14 protein-coding genes and 1 pseudogene are annotated in these 15,475 nt (G+C 63.6%); 11 read left to right on the top strand and 4 right to left on the bottom strand.

The features are described from left to right. Nucleotides 1-61: 61 nt before the first annotated feature. Complete coding sequence (locus NUH87_RS24825; RefSeq protein ID WP_338523066.1) at nucleotides 62-1,654, top strand: beta (1-6) glucans synthase; 1,593 nt, start codon at nucleotides 62-64, stop codon at nucleotides 1,652-1,654. A 110-nt stretch (nucleotides 1,655-1,764) separates the two neighbouring features. Here NUH87_RS24825 and NUH87_RS24820 read toward each other — a convergent pair whose 3' ends face one another. Beyond that, on the bottom strand, nucleotides 1,765-2,124 hold the full coding sequence (locus NUH87_RS24820) for a hypothetical protein (protein WP_338523065.1): 360 nt from the start codon (nucleotides 2,122-2,124) through the stop codon (nucleotides 1,765-1,767). Between the two features lie 236 nt (nucleotides 2,125-2,360). Between NUH87_RS24820 and NUH87_RS24815 the strand changes: the two genes are divergently transcribed. From NUH87_RS24815 to NUH87_RS24805, 3 genes are all read left to right on the top strand, one after another. After that, complete coding sequence (locus NUH87_RS24815) at nucleotides 2,361-3,659, top strand: serine/threonine protein kinase (protein WP_338523064.1); 1,299 nt, start codon at nucleotides 2,361-2,363, stop codon at nucleotides 3,657-3,659. Next, the gene (locus tag NUH87_RS24810; protein ID WP_338523063.1) at nucleotides 3,652-4,440 is read left to right on the top strand and encodes a VacJ family lipoprotein; all 789 of its coding nucleotides are present in this window, start codon (nucleotides 3,652-3,654) and stop codon (nucleotides 4,438-4,440) included. Before NUH87_RS24815 ends, NUH87_RS24810 begins: the two co-directional genes overlap by 8 nt. A gap of 63 nt (nucleotides 4,441-4,503) precedes the next feature. Continuing rightward, nucleotides 4,504-5,313: a Cof-type HAD-IIB family hydrolase gene (locus NUH87_RS24805; protein ID WP_338523062.1), complete on the top strand. Its 810-nt coding sequence runs from the start codon at nucleotides 4,504-4,506 to the stop codon at nucleotides 5,311-5,313. Between the two features lie 16 nt (nucleotides 5,314-5,329). Here the strand turns inward: NUH87_RS24805 and NUH87_RS24800 are convergent. Continuing rightward, nucleotides 5,330-6,507, bottom strand: a pseudogene (locus NUH87_RS24800) (patatin-like phospholipase family protein). A gap of 71 nt (nucleotides 6,508-6,578) precedes the next feature. After that, nucleotides 6,579-7,511: a lipid A biosynthesis lauroyl acyltransferase gene (locus tag NUH87_RS24795; RefSeq protein ID WP_338523061.1), complete on the bottom strand. Its 933-nt coding sequence runs from the start codon at nucleotides 7,509-7,511 to the stop codon at nucleotides 6,579-6,581. Nucleotides 7,512-7,632: 121 nt separating this feature from the next. Between NUH87_RS24795 and minC the strand changes: the two genes are divergently transcribed. The 7 genes from minC to NUH87_RS24760 all read left to right on the top strand — a co-directional run bounded on the left by minC (nucleotide 7,633) and on the right by NUH87_RS24760 (nucleotide 14,460). Then, the gene (gene minC, locus NUH87_RS24790) at nucleotides 7,633-8,370 is read left to right on the top strand and encodes a septum site-determining protein MinC (RefSeq protein WP_338523060.1); all 738 of its coding nucleotides are present in this window, start codon (nucleotides 7,633-7,635) and stop codon (nucleotides 8,368-8,370) included. 204 nt (nucleotides 8,371-8,574) lie between these two features. Continuing rightward, the gene (gene minD, locus NUH87_RS24785) at nucleotides 8,575-9,387 is read left to right on the top strand and encodes a septum site-determining protein MinD (RefSeq protein ID WP_040065266.1); all 813 of its coding nucleotides are present in this window, start codon (nucleotides 8,575-8,577) and stop codon (nucleotides 9,385-9,387) included. 3 nt (nucleotides 9,388-9,390) lie between these two features. Continuing rightward, nucleotides 9,391-9,645 (top strand): cell division topological specificity factor MinE, encoded by a 255-nt coding sequence (gene minE / locus NUH87_RS24780; protein ID WP_040065264.1) that lies wholly within the window; start codon nucleotides 9,391-9,393, stop codon nucleotides 9,643-9,645. Between the two features lie 180 nt (nucleotides 9,646-9,825). Further along, a complete protein-coding gene (locus NUH87_RS24775) occupies nucleotides 9,826-10,461 on the top strand; it encodes an RluA family pseudouridine synthase (protein WP_338523059.1) in 636 nt (211 codons plus the stop codon). Nucleotides 10,462-10,520: 59 nt separating this feature from the next. Beyond that, nucleotides 10,521-11,810, top strand: a complete 1,290-nt coding sequence (locus NUH87_RS24770) for a M18 family aminopeptidase (RefSeq protein WP_338523058.1) — start codon at nucleotides 10,521-10,523, stop codon at nucleotides 11,808-11,810. A 238-nt stretch (nucleotides 11,811-12,048) separates the two neighbouring features. Further along, on the top strand, nucleotides 12,049-12,225 hold the full coding sequence (locus NUH87_RS24765; protein ID WP_338523057.1) for a hypothetical protein: 177 nt from the start codon (nucleotides 12,049-12,051) through the stop codon (nucleotides 12,223-12,225). A 63-nt stretch (nucleotides 12,226-12,288) separates the two neighbouring features. Then, on the top strand, nucleotides 12,289-14,460 hold the full coding sequence (locus NUH87_RS24760) for a mechanosensitive ion channel family protein (RefSeq protein WP_338526930.1): 2,172 nt from the start codon (nucleotides 12,289-12,291) through the stop codon (nucleotides 14,458-14,460). 53 nt (nucleotides 14,461-14,513) lie between these two features. Here NUH87_RS24760 and phnR read toward each other — a convergent pair whose 3' ends face one another. After that, nucleotides 14,514-15,227 (bottom strand): phosphonate utilization transcriptional regulator PhnR, encoded by a 714-nt coding sequence (gene phnR, locus NUH87_RS24755; RefSeq protein WP_040065256.1) that lies wholly within the window; start codon nucleotides 15,225-15,227, stop codon nucleotides 14,514-14,516. Nucleotides 15,228-15,475: the final 248 nt, after the last annotated feature.

Here is a 15,475-nt window from a genome sequence, read left to right as displayed (position 1 = left end):
GGCCCGACAGCCTGGGGAAATCCGGGTAATATGCGCGGCTTTGTTCCCATACGGCCCGACCATGTCCGCCACTGTCCGCTTCCCGCTCCTCGCCTATTTGTTCGCCTGCCTGCTCGGCCTCCTGGCTCTCGGCGGCTTCTGGTATGGCCTCGGCCAGCCGGTGATCCTGCCCGATGCAGCGACACCGACCCACAAACTGCAATGCGCCTCCTATACCCCGTTCGACAAGGACCAATCGCCCTTCGACCAGCCGTTCACCCCGCGCCTGGAACGCATGGACGCCGACCTGGCCCTGCTGGCGACGCGCTTCGAGTGCATTCGCACCTACTCCATGACCGGCCTCGAAGCCCTGCCGGAACTGGCGCGCAAGCACGGCCTGAAAATGATGATCGGCGCCTGGGTCAGCAGTGACCCGCTGGCCACCGAGAAGGAAGTCGACGCCCTGATCGCCTCGGCCAACGCCAACGCCGATGTGGTCAGCGCGGTGATCGTCGGCAACGAAGCGCTGCTGCGCAAGGAGGTCACCGGCGATCAACTGGTCAAGCTGATCCACAAGGTCAAGGCCCATGTGCAGCAGCCGGTGACCTATGCCGACGTCTGGGTGTTCTGGCTCGAGCATCCGCAGGTCGCCCCCGCCGTGGACTTCCTGACCATTCACCTGCTGCCGTACTGGGAAAACGATCCCTCCAGCATCGACGACGCGCTCGAGCATGTCGCCCAGGTGCGCAAGGTGTTCGGCATGCGGTTCGCGCCCAAGGACATCCTGATCGGCGAAACCGGCTGGCCGAGCGAAGGCCGCCAGCGGGAAACCGCGCTGCCGAGCCGGGTCAACGAAGCCAGGTTCATTCGCGGCTTCGCCGCCCTGGCCGAGCAGAACGGTTGGCACTACAACCTGATCGAGGCCTTCGACCAGCCGTGGAAACGCGGTAGCGAAGGCGCCGTCGGCGGCTACTGGGGCCTGTTCGATGCCGATCGCCAGGACAAGGGCGTGTTGGCCGGCCCCGTCTCGAACCTGCCGTACTGGCCTCAGTGGCTGGGGCTGGGTGGGCTGATCCTCCTCGGCACGCTGCTGCTGGCCGGGCGCGTACGCAGCACGCGGGCGGCGCTGCTGCTACCGTTGCTGGGGGCGTTGGCGGGCTGTTCCATTGGCGCCTGGGGCGAACTGGCGCGGATCACCAGCCGGTTTACCGGCGAGTGGATCTGGGCCGGCTTGCTGCTGGCGCTGAACCTGCTGGTACTGGCGCATGCGGCGCTGGCCCTCGGTCGCCAGGCCGGCTGGCGTGCCGGGTTGTTCAAAGGGTTGGAGCAACGCGCCGGTTGGCTGCTGGCAGGCGCCGGCTTTGCCGGGGCGGTGATGATGCTGGAACTGGTGTTCGATCCGCGCTACCGCAGCTTTCCGAGCGCGGCCTTGCTGTTGCCGGCGTTGGTGTTCCTGGTGCGTCCGGTAGCGGGTCCGCGTCGGGAGATCGGTCTGCTGGCATTGATCATCGGGGCCGGCATTGCCCCGCAACTGTACCGTGAAGGCCTGGAAAACCTGCAGGCCTGGGGCTGGGCGCTGGTCAGCGTGATGATGGTTGCGGCGCTGTGGCGTAGCGTGCGGGTGGGTAAATTACAGGTAGATCTTGCTTCCAGGCTCGACGCTATTTCGCGCTGAAGCACCGCCTATTGCAGGAGCGGCCGGTCGACGCTCGATTGCTGGCGCCTGCAATTGACCGCGCCGGCAGCAGTGGTGAGTCGAGGGTCGAGACCGTACCTGCATTCACATCAAGCCGATCGCACCAACCGCAACCCCGCAATCACCAGCGCAAATACCGCGAGGCTGGTGTTGTACAACGCCAGCGCCGGAAACCCGGCCAGCAGCGCCAGCACCGCCAAAGCCCGGCCCAAGCGCCCCGGCGCCACAAAAGCCAACACCGCCGCGACCAGCGCCGTCCAGCCCAGCGCCTCGAAGTGGATCAACCAGCCCAGGTTGGAACGCGCCTGGCATTGCCAGCGCAGCGCCTCATCCACGCACACCCCGACCCACTGGCCGTCCTCCATCAACCCGTAACGCACGCCATAACTGGCAGCCAACCACAACGGCAGGACAATAAGCAGCAGGACCAGCGGCAAACGGCGAGACATGGACAACTCCGATAAACGAAAACGGCGCCCAGCATAATCGCCAGAATCGCCTATGCAAGCTCCCGCACCACATAACTGCCCGGCAAACTGCGGCAAAGTGTATCGTTGCGCGGGAATTATCCATGGCGCGCCTGGCTAAAATGCTTTTTTAGCGTCGGGACATGGCACTTCAGCAGTAGCCCGGTGGTCATAACCTGCGGAACTCAATCAGCATTTTCCTTCAAAGGGATGTAGTCATGCTCCTTTCTCTGCGCATCGCCGCCTTTCTCGGCGGTCTCATCCTGAGCGCGTCCGCCCTGGCCGTCGATGTCGACGCCGCCAGCTATGGCTTCCCGTTGACCAACCCGTTCGAAGCGACCATCGCCACCACGCCGCCGAACCTGCGACCGAAACTGCCCGACGACGACAGCATCCGGCAAGCGGACTACAGCCTCAAACTGCGCCCGGAACGCGACTTCATCCTCCCGGACAATTTCTGGGCGGTGAAGAAACTCACCTACCGCCTGGCCCGACAGGATCACCCCGCCCCGCTGATCTTCCTGATCTCCGGCACCGGCGCGCGCTACGACAGCAGCATCAACGAATACCTGAAGAAGCTCTACTACCAGGCCGGCTACCACGTCGTGCAGTTGTCGTCGCCCACCAGCTTCGACTTCATGAGCGCCGCCTCGCGCTTCGCCACCCCCGGCGTCAGCAAGGAGGACGCGGAAGACCTGTACCGGGTCATGCAGGCCGTGCGCGCCCAGCAGCCGAACCTGCCGATCACCGACTTCTATCTCAGCGGCTACAGCCTCGGTGCCCTGGACGCGGCCTTTGTCAGCAAACTGGATGAAACCCGGCGCAGCTTCAACTTCAAGAAAGTCCTGCTGCTCAATCCGCCGGTCAACCTCTACACCTCGGTCACCAACCTGGACAAGCTGGTCCAGACCGAAGTCAAGGGCGTCACCAACACCACCACCTTCTATGAACTGGTGCTCGGCAAGCTGACCCGCTACTTCCAGAAAAAGGGCTATATCGACCTCAATGACGCCCTGCTCTACGACTTCCAGCAGTCCCGGCAACACCTGAGCAACGAACAGATGGCCATGCTGATCGGCACCACCTTCCGCTTTTCGGCGGCGGACATCGCCTTCACCTCGGACCTGATCAACCGCCGCGGCCTGATCACCCCGCCGAAGTACCCGATCACCGAAGGCACCAGCCTCACGCCGATGCTCAAGCGCGCCCTGCAATGCGATTTCGACTGCTACCTGACCGAACAGGTGATCCCGATGTGGCGCGCCCGCACCGACGGCGGCAGCATCTTGCAACTGATCGACCAGGTCAGCCTCTACGCCCTCAAGGACTACCTGCACGACAGCCCGAAAATCGCCGTGATGCACAACGCCGACGACGTGATCCTCGGCCCCGGCGACCTGGGCTTCCTGCGTCGCACCTTTGGCGATCGCCTGACGGTCTACCCCCATGGCGGCCACTGCGGCAATCTCAATTACCGCGTCAACGCCGACGCCATGCTGGAGTTCTTCCGTGGCTAAATCTCTCCTGCTGCTCGCGGCGTTGTTCTGCGCAGCCCCTGCCCTGGCCGACAACAGCAAGGCGCACGATCCCGTGGTGCCGGACCCGGACGGTTTCACCGAACCGTTGAAACAGCTCAAATTCAATCCGGGCCTGGACCAGCGTGAATTCGAACGCTCGACCCTCAACGCCCTGAGCGTCTACGACCCGTTGGAGTCCTGGAACCGTCGGGTCTACCACTTCAACTACCGTTTCGACGAATGGGTGTTCCTGCCCGTGGTCGACGGCTATCGCTACGTGACACCGACCTTCCTGCGCGAGGGCGTGAGCAACTTCTTCAGTAACCTGGGGGATGTCACCAACCTGCTCAACAGCCTGCTCCAGTTCAAGGGCAAGCGGGCACTGGACACCACCGGACGCCTGCTGCTCAACACCACCATCGGCGTCGCCGGCCTGTGGGACCCGGCCACCAAAATGGGCCTGCCGCGCCAGGCCGAGGACTTCGGCCAGACCCTGGGCTTCTATGGCGTGCCGGGCGGGGCGTACCTGATGCTGCCGTTCCTCGGTCCGTCGAACCTGCGCGATACCGGTGGGCTGGTGTTCGACTTCGCCGCCGCATCGCAGATCAACTTCCTCAACGTCTCGCAGGTCAGCTCGGACCACCCGGAAATCTATCTGTTGGAGGCCATCGACAAGCGCTACACCACCAACTTGCGCTACGGCCAGTTGAACTCACCGTTCGAATACGAGAAAGTCCGTTACGTGTACACCGAGGCGCGCAAGTTGCAGATCGCCGAATAACCCCGGACCTTGCAGGGCCTGCCCCGGATATTAAAGACCAACGGGCTTAACAAGGACTCAAGCATGTACCACCTGATCGCCACCGACCTGGACGGCACCCTGCTGCTACCGGACGACCGCATTGGCGAGTATTCCCACGGGGTGCTCAAGCGCCTGCTGGACGCCGGCAAGCAGGTGGTCATCGCCACCGGGCGCAGCCAGCCCGATGTCGAGTCGATCCTGCGGCCCTATGACTTGCCGGTTCACCTGATCACCGCCAACGGCGCGCGGATCAGCAGTGCCTGCAAGGGCCTGGACACCAGCGAGTACCTGGCGCCGCAAGCGGTGCGGGTCCTACTGGATGCCACCCGGCACGAGCCGAACCTGGTGACCAACCTGTATTGCCAGTCCCGCTGGATCAGCAACGCCGATGGCCAGTTGCTGGAGGCGTTCAACCGGCACGAAGGGTTCCGCCCCACGGTGCTGGACCCTGATGAATTCCCGAGCGAGGCAGTGGAGAAGATCTTCTTTATCCACAAGGACCATGACCACGAGGCCCTGGTGGTGCTCGACGAACAGCTCAAGCGCCGGCTCGGCGCCCAGGTGCACAGCACCTTTTCCTCGCCCTGGTGCCTGGAAATGATGGCCGGCGGCGTATCCAAGGGTCATGCCCTGAAGAAACTCGCGCAGTTCCTGCAAGTGCCGCTGAGCCAGTGCATCGCCTTTGGCGACGGCATGAACGATGTGGAAATGCTCTCGAGCACCGGCAAGGGCCTGGTGATGGGCACGGCGCACGCCAAGGTGTTCCAGGCCCTGCCCGGGCATGAAAGCCTGGGCAGTTGCAGCGAGGAATCGGTGGCCCGTTACCTGGCGGCGCACCTGCTGGCGCAGTAACGCGCAGGCCCGGTGCCTAAAGCACCGACGCCGCCTGCGACACCAGCGAAGCCTGCGGCAACCCCAGAAACCGGCACAGCTCCTCGCGCTTGGCCATCGCATCGCGACGCCCCAGCTCGATCAATTCGCTGCAATAGGCCGCCTCGAACAGCAGGTAACTCAAGACCCCCGCACCGCTGGTCCGGGTCGCACCCGGCCCGCGCAGGAAAAACCGCAACGCCGCCGGCAACTCATGCCGATGCCGCGCGGCGATTTCATCGATCGGCTGACTGGGCGCGATCACCAGCACATCCACCGGCGCCAGACCCAGGCTGCGCGGTTGCGGCGGCAACAGCCGGCTGAACTGATTCAAGCGCTGCAACAGCTCGATATCGCTTTCCAGGCTGTCAATGAAGGTACTGTTGAGCATATGCCCACCGATCTGCGCCAGGCTCGGCTGCTGCCCGACATAGGTGCGCTCGGTGTCGGTGTCGACACCCCGGGGGTTGCCGCTGACGCCCACCACCAGCACCCGGCTGGCCCCCAGGTGCAACGCCGGGCTGATCGGCGCGGACTGGCGCACCGCCCCATCGCCGAAATACTCCCGGCCGAGCTTGACCGGAGCGAACAGCAGCGGGATCGCCGAACTGGCCAGCAAGTGCTCGACGGTCAGCCGAGTCGGCATGCCGACCCGCCGATGGCGCAACCAGGAGTCGATGGCCCCCTTGCCCTGATAGAAGGTCACCGCCTGGCCGGACTCATAGCCAAAAGCAGTCACCGCCACAGCGCGCAACTGCTGTTGCTCGATGGCATGGTCGATACCCGGCAGGTGCAGTTTGTCATTCAGCAAGTCGCGCAGGGGCGAACTGTCGAGCAGCGCCACCGGCACCTGCGCGCCCATGCCCAGCAGGCTGTGGCTGACGAAGCGGCTGGCCTGGCGAATCACCCCCGGCCAGTCGCTACGCAACACCAGGTGGCTGCGAAAGCCCTGCCAGAACGCGGTCAGGCGTTCGATGGCGGCGGTGAAGTCCATCGCCCCGCTGGCCAGGCTGACCGCATTGATCGCCCCCGCCGAAGTCCCGACGATCACCGGAAAGGGATTGGCCGCCCCGGCCGGCAACAATTCGGCAATCGCCGCCAGCACACCCACCTGATAGGCCGCTCGCGCGCCCCTCCGGAAAGAATCAGACCGGTGACCGGTTCAGCTGGGCTCATCGCGACACTCCATCAATCAGGTAACACCCTGATACACCAGGCCCGCCCCCTGCGGCAACACCCGGTTGATTCTAGCCGCGTTTCGGGTAGAGCTTGGGCTCGCCCGGCGGCCGGCTCTTGAACCGGCGATGGGCCCAGAGGTACTGCTCCGGGCATTGGCGCAGCGCCACCTCGACCCATTGGTTGATCCGCAGGCAGTCGGCCTCTTCGCTTTCCCCCGGGAAGTCGCTCATCGGCGGATGAATCACCAGCTTATAGCCACTGCCGTCCGCCAGGCGCTCCTGGGTAAACGGCATCACCAGCGCCTTGCCCAGGCGAGCGAACTTGCTGGTGGCGGTCACGGTCGCCGCCTGGATGCCGAATAGCGGCACGAACACGCTCTGCTTGATGCCGTAGTCCTGGTCCGGTGCGTACCAGATCGCCCGACCGGCGCGCAGCAGCTTGAGCATGCCGCGCACGTCGTCGCGCTCCACCGCCAGGGAATCGAGGTTGTGCCGCTCGCGTCCACGGCGCTGGATAAAATCGAACAGCGCATTGTTGTGCTCACGGTACATGCCGTCGATGGTGTGCTGCTGGCCGAGCAGGGCCGCGCCGATTTCCAGGGTGGTGAAATGCAGGGCCATCAGGATCACGCCCTGGCCGTCGCGCTGGGCCTGCTGCAGGTGTTCAAGGCCTTCGACATGGGCCAGGCGTGCCAGGCGGGGCTTGGGCCACCACCAGCTCATGGCCATTTCGAAGAAGGCGATCCCGGTGGAGGCGAGATTCTTGCGCAGCAGGCGGTCGCGCTCGGCGTCGGACAACGCCGGAAAGCACAACTTCAAATTCAGAGCGGCAATCGTCCGTCGGTCGGCCGACACCCGGTACATCACGGCGCCGAGAAAACGCCCGAGAAACAGCAGGCACCCGTAGGGCAGCTGGACAATCAGCCACAGCAAGCCCAACCCCAGCCATAGCAGCCAGTAACGGGGATGAAGAAAAGCAGCTCGAAAACGCGGGCGATCCATGGGTGATTCCGGACAGACAACAAGGCCGCGCATTCTACAACGGTTCGCGCCGGCTTGCGGCCCGAGGGCGTTCTCGTTATAAGTCTCGGCACTTTTAGTGACAAGCTGCGTTATGCCGACCATGAGCCAAACCGAACCGCTAGACCAGGATCCCGTGTTCCAGCTGAAGGGCAGCATGCTCGCCATCACGGTGCTGGAACTGGCGCAGAACAACCTCGACGCCCTCGATCGGCAATTGGCGGCCAAGGTCGCCCAGGCCCCGAACTTCTTCAGCAACACCCCGCTGGTGCTGGCGCTGGACAAACTACCGGACGGCCAGGGCCCCATCGACCTGCCCGGCCTGATGCGCGTCTGCCGCCACCACGGCCTGCGTACCCTGGCGATCCGCGCCAACCGCATCGAAGACATTGCTGCCGCCATTGCCATTGACCTGCCGGTGCTGCCACCGTCCGGCGCCCGGGAACGCGCGGTCGACCCGAGCGAAGGCCTGGAAAAGAAAAAACCGGAAAAACCACCGGAGCCGGTGGTCAAGCCGACGAAAATCATCACCTCGCCGGTGCGCGGCGGCCAACAGGTCTACGCTCAGGGCGGCGATCTGGTGGTGATCTCTTCCGTCAGCCCCGGCGCGGAACTTCTGGCCGATGGCAACATCCATGTTTACGGCCCCATGCGCGGTCGCGCCCTGGCGGGCATCAAGGGCGACACCAAGGCACGGATTTTCTGCCAGCAACTGAGTGCCGAGCTGATCTCGATCGCCGGACAGTACAAGGTTTCCGAGGATTTACGCCGCGATCCGCTGTGGGGCGCCGGTGTTCAAGTCAGCTTGTCCGGGGACGTGTTGAACATCATCCGTCTTTAACGGATACTTGCCGCCATTTCCAAAATGTCACCTTCTCGTAGCGAAAACAGCTCGAACGGTGTGGGAAATCGCGAAAGGTAAGAATAACCCGAGGTACTTCAGACTTTTCCTCGCTTTCCAACCGACGCTGCACGACTACAGTTATTTTTTTAGTGACGTTCTTCAGGGGCTGAAAGTCCTTTATTCCTTTAGGGGTGATACACCTTGGCCAAGATTCTCGTGGTTACATCCGGCAAGGGTGGTGTGGGCAAGACCACCACCAGCGCCGCCATCGGTACCGGCCTCGCGCTGCGGGGCCACAAGACAGTGATCGTCGACTTCGACGTCGGCTTGCGTAACCTCGACCTGATCATGGGTTGCGAGCGTCGCGTGGTGTATGACTTCGTCAACGTCGTCCAGGGCGAAGCCAACCTGCAGCAGGCCCTGATCAAGGACAAGCGCCTGGAAAACCTCTACGTGCTGGCCGCCAGCCAGACTCGTGACAAGGAAGCGCTGACCAAGGAAGGCGTGGAAAAGGTCCTGATGGCCCTCAAGGAAGACTTCGAGTTCGTCGTCTGCGACTCCCCGGCCGGTATCGAGACCGGTGCCCACCTGGCCATGTACTTCGCCGACGAAGCCATCGTCGTGACCAACCCCGAAGTGTCCTCGGTGCGTGACTCCGACCGTATGCTGGGCCTGCTGGCGAGCAAATCGCGCCGCGCCGAGAACAACGAAGACCCGATCAAGGAACACCTGCTGCTGACCCGCTACAACCCCGAGCGCGTGAGCAACGGCGAGATGCTGGGCGTCGAAGACGTCAAGGAAATCCTCGCAGTGACCCTGCTCGGCGTGATCCCCGAATCCCAGGCGGTGCTCAAGGCCTCCAACCAGGGTGTGCCGGTGATTCTCGACGACCAGAGCGATGCGGGCCAGGCCTACAGCGATGCGGTCGACCGCCTGCTGGGTAAAACCCTGGAACATCGCTTCCTCGATGTGAAGAAGAAAGGACTCTTCGAGCGCCTGTTTGGAGGCAACTAAGCAATGAACCTTTTTGACTTCTTTCGTGCCAGCAAAAAAGTAAGCACCGCGTCGGTCGCGAAAGAGCGTCTGCAGATCATCGTGGCGCACGAACGCGGCCAACGCAGCACCCCGGATTACCTGCCCGCCTTGCAGAAGGAACTGGTGGAGGTGATCCGCAAGTACGTCAATATCGGAACCGACGACGTGCACGTGGCGCTGGAAAACCAGGGCAGCTGCTCGATCCTGGAACTCAATATCACCCTGCCCGATCGTTGATCGATCCGGCTGGAGCTACGGCGGCCCGGGACCTGGCCTTTTTGTAGGAGCGAGCTTGCTCGCGATAGTGGTTTATCAGGCGACACCTTAGTCGACTGTCGAACCGTATCGCGAGCAAGCTCGCTCCTACAAGGGGCTTGGCCTCGGGCCGCCGTTGGCGTTTGTCACGAGACTGTTTTAATGCCGCTGTCCAATATCCGCATCCTCCATCAGGACGCCGCCGTGCTGGTGGTGGACAAGCCGACCCTGCTGCTCTCCGTTCCGGGCCGGGCCGATGACAACAAGGACTGCCTGATTACCCGCCTGCAGGAAAACGGTTACCCCGAAGCCCGTATCGTCCATCGACTGGACTGGGAGACCTCGGGGATCATCCTGCTGGCCCGCGACCCGGACAGCCATCGCGAACTGTCGCGACAGTTCCACGACCGGGAAACCGAAAAAGCCTACACCGCCCTCTGCTGGGGCCAGCCGGAGCTGGACAGCGGCAGCATCGACCTGCCGCTGCGCTACGACCCACCGACCAAGCCACGCCACGTGGTCGACCACGAGTTCGGCAAGCACGCGCTGACCTTCTGGAAGGTGCTGGAGCGTTGCGGCGACTGGTGCCGCGTGGAACTGACCCCGATCACCGGGCGCTCGCACCAGTTGCGGGTGCACATGCTGTCCATCGGTCATCCGTTGCTGGGCGACGGCCTGTATGCGCATCCCCAGGCGCTGGCCGCCTGGCCACGGCTGTGCCTGCACGCCAGCATGCTGAGCTTCACCCACCCGCAAACCGGCGAACGCCTACGCTTCGAGTGCCCGGCGCCGTTCTGAGCTTGTGGGAACCGTCCGCAAATACGGTAAACTCCCGACACTGCTGTCTGGAGTTACTTATGCGCGAAGAGTTGAACCAAGGCCTGATCGACTTTCTCAAGGCCTCCCCCACCCCGTTCCATGCCACCGCCAGCCTGGTTCAGCGCCTGGAAGCGGCGGGTTACCAGCGCCTCGACGAGCGCGAAACCTGGCACACCGAGGCCAACGGTCGCTACTACGTCACCCGCAACGACTCTGCGATCGTCGCCATCAAGCTCGGTCGCGCCTCGCCGTTGCTCGGCGGCATCCGCCTGGTCGGCGCCCACACCGACAGCCCGTGCCTGCGGGTCAAGCCGCAACCGGAACTGCAACGCCAGGGTTTCTGGCAGCTGGGTGTCGAAGTCTACGGCGGTGCCCTGCTCGCCCCCTGGTTCGACCGCGACCTGTCGCTGGCCGGGCGCGTCACCTTCCGTCGCGATGGCAAGGTCGAAAGCCAGCTGATCGACTTCAAGCTGCCCATCGCCACCATTCCCAACCTGGCGATCCACCTCAACCGCGAAGCCAACCAGGGCTGGGCGATCAATCCCCAGAACGAGCTGCCGCCGATCCTGGCCCAGTTCGCCGGTGACGAGCGGGTCGACTTTCGCGCCGTGCTCACCGAACAACTGGCCCGCGAGCACGGCCTGAACGCCGACGTGGTGCTCGATTACGAGCTGAGCTTCTACGACACCCAGGCCGCCGCGGTCATCGGCCTGAACGGCGACTTCATCGCCGGTGCGCGCTTGGACAACCTGCTGTCCTGCTACGCCGGCCTGCAAGCGCTGCTCGGCGCCGATAGCGAGGAAACCTGCGTACTGGTCTGCAACGACCATGAGGAAGTCGGTTCGTGCTCGGCCTGCGGCGCCGACGGCCCGATGCTGGAACAGACCCTGCGCCGCCTGCTGCCCGAAGGCGACGAGTTCGTGCGGACCATCCAGAAGTCCCTGCTGGTCTCGGCGGACAACGCCCACGGCGTGCATCCCAACTATGCCGACAAGCACGATGCCAACCATGGTCCGAAGCTCAATGCCGGCCCGGTGATCAAGGTCAACAACAACCAGCGCTACGCCACCAACAGCGAAACCGCCGGGTTCTTCCGTCACCTGTGCATGGCCGAGGAAGTACCGGTGCAAAGCTTCGTGGTGCGCAGCGACATGGGTTGCGGCTCGACCATCGGTCCGATCACCTCCAGCCACCTGGGGGTGCGTACCGTGGACATCGGCCTGCCGACCTTCGCCATGCACTCGATCCGCGAGCTGGCCGGCAGCCACGACCTGGCGCACCTGGTGAAAGTCCTGAGCGCGTTCTACGCCAGCCGCGAACTGCCATAGGACCTGAAACGACACAAAACCTGTAGGAGCTGGCTTGTCGGAACGCCGCACCGCAGCGATGAGGCCCGCAAGGGCGATGCCAGTCACAAGGGCCCCATCGCCGGCAAGCCGGCTCCCACAGTGGCCGTGTTGACCGTAAGAGAATATCCACAGCCCCTGATCTGCGCAGATACACATAACCCCCACCTGCGCCAAACCGACCTAGACTCAAGGTAACCCCCTCGACCAGGTCGTTGTCATGATCTCGCCCTTCGCTTTCCACACCATGCTCATTCCCATCCTGGGCGGTATGTTGATGCTGGCCGTCGGGTTCAACTTCCGCGAGCGCAACGGCGGGGTCCTGCTGCTCTGGGTCGGCATGCTGTTCATCCTCGGTACCGTGGTCTACAAGATCCTCGCCCAACTGAGCGATTAAATGCATTGGCCCCACGCCTGACGTACACTTCGTCGACCCGTATCGTCCATGGTTGACTGCCTAGTGTTCGCCCGCCTTTTCGCCCTGCCTGCCCTTCTGTTCACCTGCCTGCTGACGCTGATGCCGCTGGCCGGCGCCGAGGCTGCCGGCCTGCCGAGCCTGCTCTCCAACGCGGAAAAAGCCCAGCCGACGCCCAGCGAACCCCTGGCGCAATCGCTGGATGAAGTGATCAAGAACCTGGAGAACGACCAGCAGCGCGCCAAGCTGCTGAGCGACCTGAAAAAACTCCGCGACAGCACCAGGAAAGCCCAACCGGCCACCGAGGAAGGCGTACTGGGGTTGATCGGCAGCACCCTCGCCGGCTTCGAAAAGCAGTTTTCCGGAGACGACAGCCCCCTCAGTCGCTGGTCGACAGAGTTCGACCTGGCCAAGGGAGAGCTGATGGACCTGATGCTGCCGGCCAGCGAATGGCTGCCGATGGTCTTCGCCTTCGCCCTGATCCTGGCGCTCTGGAGCTTCCTCGCCTGGGCCATGATCTGGCTCGGTCGCCAGGTCCGCCTGCGCTTCGGCCTCAGCGAAGAACTGCCGCAGCATCCGCGCACCGTCGACCTGCTGCGTTTCGCCCTGCGCAAGCTCGGACCCTGGCTGATCGCCCTGCTCATCACCGTGTACATGAGCTATGCGCTGCCCTCGTCCCTGGGCAAGAACCTGGCGATGGTGCTGGCCTATGCCCTGGTGGTGGGCACCTGCTTCTCGGCCATCTGCGTGATCGCCTTCTCCGTGCTCGACGGCCAGCATCGCCACCAGGCCCTGTACATCCTGCGGCGCCAGGCCTTCCGCCCGCTGTGGCTGATCGGCAGCTTCGCCGCCTTTGGCGAGGCGCTCAGCGACCCACGGATGATCGCCAGCCTCGGCGGCCACCTGGCCCACACCGCCGCCACCTTCGCCAACGTCATGGCGGCGCTGTCCAGCGGCCTGTTCATCGTGCGTTTCCGCCGGCCCATCGCCCACCTGATCCGCAACCAGTCGCTGTCCCGGCGCCTGACCCGCCGCGCCCTGAGCGACACCCTGTCGATCCTCGGTACCTTCTGGTTCGTCCCGGCGCTGATCCTGGTGGCGATCTCGCTGGTCGCCACCTTCGTCTCCGCCGGCGATACCAGCACCGCCCTGCGCCAATCGCTGATCTGCACCGTGCTGGTGGTGTTGTGCATGGTGATCAACGGCCTGGTCCGCCGTCATGCCCTCAAGCCCGAACGTGGGAACAGGCGTCACGCCCTGTACTCCGAGCGCCTGACCAATTTCGGCTACACCCTGGTGCACCTGGCCGTGTGGCTGGTGTTCATCGAGTTGGGGCTGCGGGTCTGGGGCATGTCGCTGATCCGCTTCACCGAGGGCGAGGGTCATGAGGTCAGCGTCAAGCTGTTCAGCCTGGGCGGCACGCTGATCTTCGCCTGGCTGGTGTGGATTCTCAGCGACACCGCCGTGCACCACGCCCTGACCCGCTCGCGCAAGGGCCTGGCCAATGCCCGGGCGCAGACCATGATGCCGCTGATCCGCAACGTGCTGTTCGTGGCGATCTTCATCATCGCGCTGATCGTCGCCCTGGCGAACATGGGCATGAACGTCACGCCGCTGCTGGCCGGTGCCGGCGTGATCGGCCTGGCCATCGGTTTCGGCGCGCAGTCGCTGGTGGCGGACCTGATCACCGGCCTGTTCATCATCATCGAGGACTCGCTGGCCATCGACGACTACGTCGACGTCGGCGGCCACCTCGGCACGGTGGAGGGGCTGACCATCCGCACGGTGCGCTTGCGCGACATCGACGGCATCGTCCACACCATTCCGTTCAGCGAGATCAAGAGCATCAAGAACTACTCGCGGGAGTTCGGCTACGCGATCTTCCGGGTGGCGATCCCGTACAACATGGCCATCGACAGCGCGATCAAACTGATGCGCGATGTCGGCCAGAAGATGCGCACCGACCCGCTGCAACGGCGCAATATCTGGTCGCCACTGGAGATCCAGGGGGTGGAGAGTTTCGAGTCCGGCAGCGCGATACTGCGTGCCCGCTTCAAGACCGCGCCGATCAAGCAGTGGGAGGTTTCGCGGGCGTTCAACCTGGCACTCAAGCGCACCATGGACGAGGCCGGGCTGGACCTGGCGACACCGCGCTTGAGTGTGCAAGTGGTCACCGCCGGTGGTGATCCGGAGACGGAATCCACACCGAAATCCTGAACCCGCCACCGAACCTGTAGGAGCGTCGACCGGCTGCTCCTACAGGGGAATGGTTACACCACATCCACCCCGACATGAATCGCATCATGTCGCCAGAACTCCAGGTCGCAGTCGATCAGCCGTCCGTGCTGGTCGTAGTTGACCCGGGCGATACGCAGGCCCGGACTCCCCACCGATACCCGCAACGCCGCTGCCGCCTCGACCTGCAATGAGGTCGGCACGATCTCGAACCTGACCCGCCCGTAATGCAGGTCGTAATGCCGGGCATACAGCTCGGTGATCGACTGGTTCAGGTCGAACTCCAGGATCCCCGGAAAGTACTGCGGGTTGAGGTAATGCTCGACATACAACACCAGCCGCTCGTCGATCCGCCGCGCCCGGCAGATCTGGATCACGCTGGACAACGCCGGCAACTGCAACCAGTCACACACCGCCGCCGACGCAGGCTGCAAACGTGCCGAAATCACCTGGGTCGACGGCACCCGCCCCTGGGCACTGACCATCGCGTGGAAGTGGCTACGCTGCATCAGGTTGTAGGCCAGCCGCGGCGGCGAAATGAACCAGCCGCGACGCTCCTCGCGATAGATCAGCCCCTGGGCCTCCAACTGCAACAAGGCCTCGCGCACAGTGATCCGGGTGGTACCGAACAACTCACTGAGCTTGCGCTCGGCGGGCAACTTGCTACCCGGTGGCAGCAGGCCGTGTCCGATCTGCTCATGCAGGGCCTGACCGATGGCTGTCACCGCCTTTGGTGCCTCTTCACGCATCAACGTTACCTATCTGGACTAGACCAGCACTGTTTGAGGGCAGAACCGCGCAGGATCGCGGTCTCCAGTTGTAGCGCTCAGCCTAGGCAATGCACATGACTGATATGTGACAAAGCGACGAAACGGTGCACATGGACGGCCGTACCATAAAGATAAATTCCTTAAATATCAGTTAATTACATATTGTTTACGCTTGAGGAAGTGCTCATGAGCAGCACTGGTAAAAAACCTTGCAGGACTGATGCCGA

Source organism: Pseudomonas batumici, assembly GCF_036585405.1.
Taxonomy (GTDB): Bacteria; Pseudomonadota; Gammaproteobacteria; order Pseudomonadales; family Pseudomonadaceae; genus Aquipseudomonas; species Aquipseudomonas batumici.
Note: the sequence above shows the minus strand (reverse complement) of the source record. Positions and strands in the feature narration are given on the sequence as shown.

What these genes read in the sequence shown, in the direction of transcription:
- NUH87_RS24825 (WP_338523066.1), top strand. Translation starts at nt 62, where the DNA reads ATGTCCGCCACTGTCCGCTTCCCGCTCCTCGCCTATTTGTTCGCCTGC.
- NUH87_RS24820 (WP_338523065.1), bottom strand. Translation starts at nt 2,124, where the DNA reads ATGTCTCGCCGTTTGCCGCTGGTCCTGCTGCTTATTGTCCTGCCGTTG.
- NUH87_RS24815 (WP_338523064.1), top strand. Translation starts at nt 2,361, where the DNA reads ATGCTCCTTTCTCTGCGCATCGCCGCCTTTCTCGGCGGTCTCATCCTG.
- NUH87_RS24805 (WP_338523062.1), top strand. Translation starts at nt 4,504, where the DNA reads ATGTACCACCTGATCGCCACCGACCTGGACGGCACCCTGCTGCTACCG.
- NUH87_RS24795 (WP_338523061.1), bottom strand. Translation starts at nt 7,511, where the DNA reads ATGGATCGCCCGCGTTTTCGAGCTGCTTTTCTTCATCCCCGTTACTGG.
- minC (WP_338523060.1), top strand. Translation starts at nt 7,633, where the DNA reads ATGAGCCAAACCGAACCGCTAGACCAGGATCCCGTGTTCCAGCTGAAG.
- minE (WP_040065264.1), top strand. Translation starts at nt 9,391, where the DNA reads ATGAACCTTTTTGACTTCTTTCGTGCCAGCAAAAAAGTAAGCACCGCG.
- NUH87_RS24775 (WP_338523059.1), top strand. Translation starts at nt 9,826, where the DNA reads ATGCCGCTGTCCAATATCCGCATCCTCCATCAGGACGCCGCCGTGCTG.
- NUH87_RS24770 (WP_338523058.1), top strand. Translation starts at nt 10,521, where the DNA reads ATGCGCGAAGAGTTGAACCAAGGCCTGATCGACTTTCTCAAGGCCTCC.
- NUH87_RS24765 (WP_338523057.1), top strand. Translation starts at nt 12,049, where the DNA reads ATGATCTCGCCCTTCGCTTTCCACACCATGCTCATTCCCATCCTGGGC.
- phnR (WP_040065256.1), bottom strand. Translation starts at nt 15,227, where the DNA reads ATGCGTGAAGAGGCACCAAAGGCGGTGACAGCCATCGGTCAGGCCCTG.